Here is a 6,861-nt window from a genome sequence, read left to right as displayed (position 1 = left end):
AGAACATCGGAAAGCCGTGTGCGGGAAAACCGCACGCACGGTTTGATGAGGGAGGGCTGGTCCAAACAGCCACGGCAAGGCCATTTAGACACCGTCGGACGAAAGGGACGGAAACGGATAAGCCGAGTCTAAAGTTGTGTAAACCTGCCCTCTACTCTACCCGCTTCTGGCCTTTATTCTCGAAGCCGTTCCCCTAGTTTTATTGACAAATAGATGTTGTTATTTAGTAAATAACCATTGTGAATCGGCTTTCCTCACTAACTCATGATCAAATTTCACCGATTCTCCGCTTGTTTCTGAGATGTATACAACTTCGAAAGATAAAGCGTTTTTCGCGGGCATTTTTATGGAACTTATGTCTCTTATTTTCATGCAAGAATTTTTGTCATGGTACTTTGTGGTTGGTATAGGTGCTTTTGTGTAGTTGTGACTAGGGAAGACTTTACCAGGTGCTGCATATTTATTTAACATACTGCCGTTATGACTTTTAATGCATGAATTTGTTGTCAAGAATCCGTAAATGTTGTTCTTTGCTTCATTTAATGCAACTCTTAAGTTTTCATCTTCTGCATTCGACATGGGCATAATATCTATTTCTTGTGCTTGATTTATGTTTGAAATAGCCATGTTTCCGGCAAAAACATGATTCACGCCTTCTAATGAATTGTTGATTTGGGCAAGGTTTGCATTACAACCTGTTGTGAGCAAGATGAGCAATGTTGAGAAAAGAGACTTCATTTTAATATTCCTTTTGGTAGCTGCAGAACACCCTCGAAATAGGGTTTCAGGTGTTCAACTGTTTTTCTTGTCTGATACTCTCCGGCAAGTGGGCGCAAATGAAACTTCGCCAATCTAGCGCAGGCGTTTCGGATCGTCAACCGTATAAACCGCCTTTCGGCGAACGGGCTTCTCTTCCTCTTGCCCCCATGCTACAATCCCGCCCCTTTGAAAATCAGAGTCGGCCTCGCGCCCGCCCTCACCAGCTTTTCTGTATTCCCTTCATGCTCAAATGAGCGCATGGCGAGTGGGCGCGAGGCCCGCCTGCCATGGGCCACCTGCTTGCCACCATGCCCCATCGGGTGCTCCCCGATGAGAACCGCTATCTATCAAGGGCATGACAAACCCGGCAATAAATGCCGCAACCTCAGACAACTCAGGCTTTATCTCCAACCCCGCCCGATTGAGAAATGCTTTCCACTGCCTGATCTTTCGGTCGTCAAGGAAGAATTCAGGGGTCAGAGCCAATGGGACCGTGTTCGGCAAGGGCGTGTTTCTTCGCTCAAAGGTTCGGACAAGCGCGGCTGTCAGTGTTGCTCCGTCGAAATCGAACTGGCTTCCGAGAACCCACAGATCATGGAAGTCTTTCATGCGGCTGTTGGCAATGCCCAAGTGAACCATCGCCTGGAATTTTTCTGCAACGACCGTTTCGCGTGGATACACACGTATATGTGGAGCCGGCTGATCGAGCACGGTGGGATAATCGGCAGTAGCCGCGGCCGGTGTGACCACATCGCCGAAACCGATATCAACCTGCAGATGAATTCGAGCACCGGCAAGGTCCGCGTTGAGCTTGATTCTTGTGCCGGCATACTCCATTTGATCCCTGATGTCTTCCGCCTGGACACTTGCCGGGTCAAAGATCACGCCGTCATCCGCCACTTCTGTCCGGCTAATCCTGCGAAACACTTCAACCAGCGCGGCCAGCTCGCTTTCTCCGTAACCAAGCAAATCGACATCCCGTGTCGAACGGTAACTGACAACACCCCATAGAGGGAAGAGCATTGCTCCCTTGAGGATGAAGCGTTCCCGGTATTCGGAGCACCCCAGCCGGTACAGAAATCTTTCCAGGCCGTACCGGGTAAGAAGGAGGTTGAAATCGATCCGTTTCGATCTGGCTTGGTCAAGCAGACGCTGGCGAACCGATGCCGCGATATTGGGCCTATGTTGCCGAGTCATAGGGACAGTGCCTCCAGATACGGCCTCATGACGTTGCTTACCCGACAGACCTTCGCATAACGCCAGAGATCATCTATTGTACAACGACCACTTTTGCAGCTTTCACGCAGTGCCTCAAGCGCGACATCAAGCCCGATCTTGTGGCGGTACTTGAAACAATCGGCAACAGTCTTGGCCAGGCAGTAAACCTTTATCTCCACCCCTTCCACCTGGTGTACTTCCAGCCCTTCCCTGAGCGAGGGGCCGGAAAATCGGACAAACTTTATCGGCAGACTGGTTTTTGGAAGATGAGCTTTGACGTCAATTGCCATCCAGACCTCGAATGGCGCTTGGGTTGTCAGATCATGAAAGCGTAGTGCGGAAAGGAGGCAGACGACGCCGTGAGGTATTGCTTTGCCAACTTCGGCCAGAGTCTGATGTTCCGTGATCCCTGCGGTTGTTAGCCGATAGAGACCACGCCCGACTCGCTGGACCACTCCCCGCTTACAAAGCCGACTGATCTCCATGCGAGAAATCTCGTACTGTTCCAGGTCGCGGGAGCGAACCACGCTTTGTTTGCCGAAAAGATCAAGGATTCTCTGTTCCGCCGTGAGATTCATAATGCCGCCTCTTGTTCCAAATTATCGTGTTTAAAATATATATACCTTGTATTTGTAACAATCCAGCAATATTTAAAACAGGCAACATTCATGCGGAAAGGTTCGCAAACACCTCCTTCGTTGCACCTATGCCAAGAATAAATCTAGCGCGGTCGGTCTGCTCCGTCCCACAGAAACCGCCGCCCGGCGAACGGGCTTCTCTTCCTCTTGCCCCCATGCTACAATCCCGCCCCTTTGAAAATCAGAGTCGGCCTCGCGCCCGTTCGCTTCGCTCTCTTGAGCTCGCAGAGTACACGGAGTCTTGTAGGATGCGGTGAGCGCAGCGAACCGCGTCGGATGAAATGATGCGGTTCATTGCATTCACCGCATCCTACGCGATCCGACTGCAAGGAGCGGGCGCGAGGCCGGTTTTTATCTCATCTCCACAAAAAGGAACCACCCATGGCATTGACTCCCCAGCAGCTTTCCCGGGTACTCGGCTATCTGGTCGAGGAATCCGGTCTTAAATTTCCCCAGGTTGACAACACCGTCGAACTTCTGCGCGAGGGGGCGACCGTCCCCTTTATCGCCCGTTACCGTAAGGAACGCACCGGCGAACTCGACGAGGTGCAGATTCGCTCTCTGGAAGAGCGGCTGGCCTATTTCGGCGAGCTGGAGGAACGCAAGGTCACGGTCCTCAAGACCATCGAAGAGCTAGGCAAGCTGACGCCGGAATTGAAAGGCCGCATCGAGGCGACCCGGCAGAAGACCGAGCTGGAAGATCTCTATCTGCCCTACAAACCGAAGCGCCGCACCAAGGCGACCATCGCCCGCGAGCGGGGTTTGGAGCCGCTGGCCGCGCTGATCGCCGCCCAGCAGTTGCAATGCGGCACCCCCGAGGAGGCCGCCGCACCCTTCGTCGATCCGGAAAAAGAGGTGCCCGATGCCGCCGCCGCCCTGGCCGGGGCCGGACATATCCTCGCCGAGGGGCTGAGCGAGGATGCCGACGCCCGCGCCCTGGTGCGCCAGTTGACCTGGGAGCAGGGGATTTTCTGCTCGCTGGTGGCCGCCGAGCAGGCCAAAGCGGTGACCAAGTTCGAGATGTACTATGATTATCAGGAGCCGCTGAAAGTCATCCCCTCGCACCGGATGCTGGCCATGCGTCGGGGCGAGAAGGAAGAGGTGCTGCGCCTGTCGATTACCGCTCCTGAGGCGGAAATCCTGTTGCGGCTCAAGGCTCGGTTGCTGAAAGGGGCGAGCATCTTCCGGCCGCTGCTGGAGGCGGTGGCCGAGGACGCCTACCGGCGGCTGATCGCGCCTTCCATCGAGGTCGAATTGCGGCTGGAGGCGAAGAAGAAGGCCGACGAGGCGGCCATCGAGGTTTTCGCTCAGAACCTCAAGAATCTGCTGCTGCTGCCGCCGGCCGGGGGCAAGCGGGTGCTCGGCGTCGATCCGGGGATGCGCACCGGCTCGAAGCTGGCGGTGGTGGACGGCACCGGCAAGTTTCTCGAACATGTCACCATCTACCCCCACACCGGCGAATCCCGGGTGCCGCAGGCGAAAAAGGATCTGCTGCGGATGGTGCAGGCCCACGCTATTGAGATGGTCGCCATCGGCAACGGCACCGGCAGTCGCGAGATGGATCGCTTTATCCGCGACACCTTGAAAGAGGCGGGGCTGCATGTGACCACGGTGGTGGTCAACGAGGCCGGGGCCAGCGTCTATTCGGCCTCGGACATCGCCCGCGAGGAGTTTCCCGACCTCGACCTGACCATTCGTGGCGCCATTTCCATCGCCCGCCGCCTGCAAGATCCCCTGGCCGAGCTGGTCAAGATCGACGCCAAGAGCATCGGCGTCGGCCAGTACCAGCACGACGTCAGCCAGAGCGCCCTGAAAAAAGCCCTCGACGCCACCGTCGAAAGTTGCGTCAACTATGTCGGCGTCGATCTCAATACCGCTTCCTGGGCGCTCCTTGCCTACGTCTCCGGCATCGGCGAGTCGCTGGCCAAGGCGATCGTCCGCCATCGCGACGAGCAGGGTTCCTTCGCCGACCGCAAGGGGCTGCTCAAGGTGCCGCGCTTCGGCGCCAAGGCCTTTGAGCAGGCCGCCGGCTTTCTGCGTATTCGCGGCGGCGCCCATCCCCTCGACAACACCGCCGTCCATCCCGAGAACTACAAGCTGGTCGCAACCATGGCCGCCGACCTCGGCGTTTCCCTGGCTCAACTGGCGAGCGACCCGGCCCTTTCCGGCAAAGTCGACCTCAAACGCTACGTCAGCGAGACGGTCGGCCTGCCGACCTTGCGGGACATTCTCGAAGAACTGAAAAAGCCCGGGCGCGACCCCCGCGCCGCTTTCGAGGCGGTGGCTTTCCGCGACGACGTGCAGGAAATATCCGATCTACAAGAAGGGATGGTGTTGCCGGGAACGGTCACCAACGTCGCCGCCTTCGGTGCTTTCGTCGACATCGGCGTCCATCAGGACGGCCTGGTTCACGTCAGCCACCTCTCCGACCGGTTCATCAAGGACCCCAACGAAGCGGTCAAAGTCGGCGAAATCGTCCGCGTCAAAGTCCTCGCCGTCGACGTCCCCCGCAAGCGCATTTCCCTGTCGATCAAGGAAGCGCTGGAAGGGACCGGAATCACCAAAGCGGCCAAGCCGGTGGAAAAAAAGAAACCCGCCGCCGCCGATGACCGCAACGCCTGGGAAAAGGCGGGCTTTCGGGTGAAGAAGCGGTAATTTGGGGATATTTTGTAGGATGCGGTGAGCGTGGCGAACCGCATCGGACGAAGTGATGCGGTTCATTGCATTCACCGCATCCTACGCGATTTAGCGGCAAGGAGCGGGCGAGAGGGCGATTTTGAAAGGATTTTTCATGACCCGGAAACTGGTGGATTTACACCTCCATTCAACGTGCTCCGACGGGGTTTTTCCGCCGGACGAGGTGGTGAGCATGGCGGCGCGGGCGGGACTGGCGGCGGTGGCGCTGGCCGATCACGACAACATCGACGGCATCGACGCGGCGCTGGTGGCCGGGGCCGAGGTAGACGTTGAAGTCATCAGCGGGGTCGAGTTGTCGGTGGTCTGGGAGGCGATCCAGGACATCCATCTGCTCGGCTACGGTTTCGACCATCGGGATGCCGACTTGCGCGCGGCACTTCAATCCTTCCGCGAGTTCCGCGAAAGTCGCAACGAGCGGATCGTTGAGCGGGTTAACGAGAAGCTTCTGTCCGAGGGGCGCGCACCGATCGATATTGCGGCGGTGAAGGCCAAGGCCGGGGGGACTCTCGGTCGACCGCATATCGCCATGGCTTTGCTTGACGACGGCCATGTGGCGACCAAGGATGAGGCCTTCGTCCGTTATCTCGTCCCCTGCAACGTGGAAAAACGTTACTTTCCCATCGCCGAGGCCATCGACCTCATCCATCGCGCCGGCGGCGTGACGGTACTCGCCCATCCGCCCTTCATTCCGGTCGACCGCAAGGGATTGCTGGCGTTGCTCGACACCTTCGCCGCCCTCGGCCTGGACGGCGTCGAGGCTTACAACACCGGCGCGAGCAACGACGACATCGACTGGATGATCACCCAGACCCGGCGGCGGGGGATGATCGTCACCGGCGGCAGCGATTTTCACGGCATCGAAGGCGGCGAAATCGTCATCGGCGGCGGCCGGGGCAATCTGAAAATCCCCTACGCCTGCGTCGAAGAAATCCGCGCCGTCATAGAAAAACGCCGCACGGCCCAGGGCTGATTTGCCCCAATCCGCCCCTCTGTGTTATGGTAGCGCCGCTTATGCTTCCTTCAGTCTTCAGTCTTCAGTCTTCAGTCTTCAAACTTTTAGGAGCTTTCATGTCCCAGGTAAAAAACGGCGATACCGTCAAAGTTCATTACACCGGAACCCTTGCGGACGGCACCGTCTTTGATTCTTCCCTTGAGCGCGAGCCGTTGGAATTCACCCTCGGCGAAGGCCAACTCATTCCCGGTTTCGAGAAGACCGTGCTCGGCATGAGCGCCGGCGAGTCGCGGACCGTGATCATTCCCGCCGAGGAGGCCTACGGTCCTTATCGCGAGGAGATGGTACTGGAAGTTCCCCGCACCCAGCTGCCGCCAGACATGCAGCCGCAAGTGGGGATGCAGTTGCAGGTCGGCGAGGAGCAGGGGGAGGGGATGCTGGTGCAGATCACCCAGGTCACTGACACTAACATCACCCTCGACGCCAACCATCCCCTGGCCGGGAAGGATCTGACGTTTAATATTCAGTTGCAGTAAATCCGTGAGGGGGGAGGGGGGAGGCGTGAGGAAGAAACCTTGGGCCGCCGTCTTCCTGCTC

At 57.5% G+C, this 6,861-nt stretch carries 6 protein-coding genes; 3 read left to right on the top strand and 3 right to left on the bottom strand.

The window, feature by feature from the left end:
- Positions 1-219 precede the first annotated feature (219 nt).
- From BQ4888_RS17425 to BQ4888_RS14690, 3 genes are all read right to left on the bottom strand, one after another.
- Positions 220-738: a hypothetical protein gene (locus BQ4888_RS17425; RefSeq protein ID WP_140396677.1), complete on the bottom strand. Its 519-nt coding sequence runs from the start codon at positions 736-738 to the stop codon at positions 220-222.
- A gap of 267 nt (positions 739-1,005) precedes the next feature.
- On the bottom strand, positions 1,006-1,956 hold the full coding sequence (locus tag BQ4888_RS14695; protein WP_092058026.1) for a nucleotidyl transferase AbiEii/AbiGii toxin family protein: 951 nt from the start codon (positions 1,954-1,956) through the stop codon (positions 1,006-1,008).
- Positions 1,953-2,555 (bottom strand): type IV toxin-antitoxin system AbiEi family antitoxin domain-containing protein, encoded by a 603-nt coding sequence (locus BQ4888_RS14690; RefSeq protein ID WP_092058025.1) that lies wholly within the window; start codon positions 2,553-2,555, stop codon positions 1,953-1,955. The genes BQ4888_RS14695 and BQ4888_RS14690 overlap by 4 nt, the downstream gene beginning before the upstream one ends.
- 441 nt (positions 2,556-2,996) lie before the next feature.
- On the opposite strand from BQ4888_RS14690, the gene BQ4888_RS14685 reads away from it, so the two are divergent.
- The 3 genes from BQ4888_RS14685 (at position 2,997) to BQ4888_RS14675 (ending at position 6,800) form a co-directional block, all read left to right on the top strand.
- Positions 2,997-5,270, top strand: a complete 2,274-nt coding sequence (locus BQ4888_RS14685) for a Tex family protein (RefSeq protein WP_092058024.1) — start codon at positions 2,997-2,999, stop codon at positions 5,268-5,270.
- Positions 5,271-5,406: 136 nt separating this feature from the next.
- Complete coding sequence (locus BQ4888_RS14680) at positions 5,407-6,282, top strand: PHP domain-containing protein (protein WP_092058023.1); 876 nt, start codon at positions 5,407-5,409, stop codon at positions 6,280-6,282.
- Positions 6,283-6,380: 98 nt separating this feature from the next.
- Positions 6,381-6,800 (top strand): FKBP-type peptidyl-prolyl cis-trans isomerase, encoded by a 420-nt coding sequence (locus tag BQ4888_RS14675; protein ID WP_092058022.1) that lies wholly within the window; start codon positions 6,381-6,383, stop codon positions 6,798-6,800.
- Positions 6,801-6,861: the final 61 nt, after the last annotated feature.

Origin of the sequence: Desulfuromonas acetexigens (assembly GCF_900111775.1) — a bacterium.
Classification (GTDB): domain Bacteria; phylum Desulfobacterota; class Desulfuromonadia; order Desulfuromonadales; family Trichloromonadaceae; genus Trichloromonas; species Trichloromonas acetexigens.
Note: the sequence above shows the minus strand (reverse complement) of the source record. Positions and strands in the feature narration are given on the sequence as shown.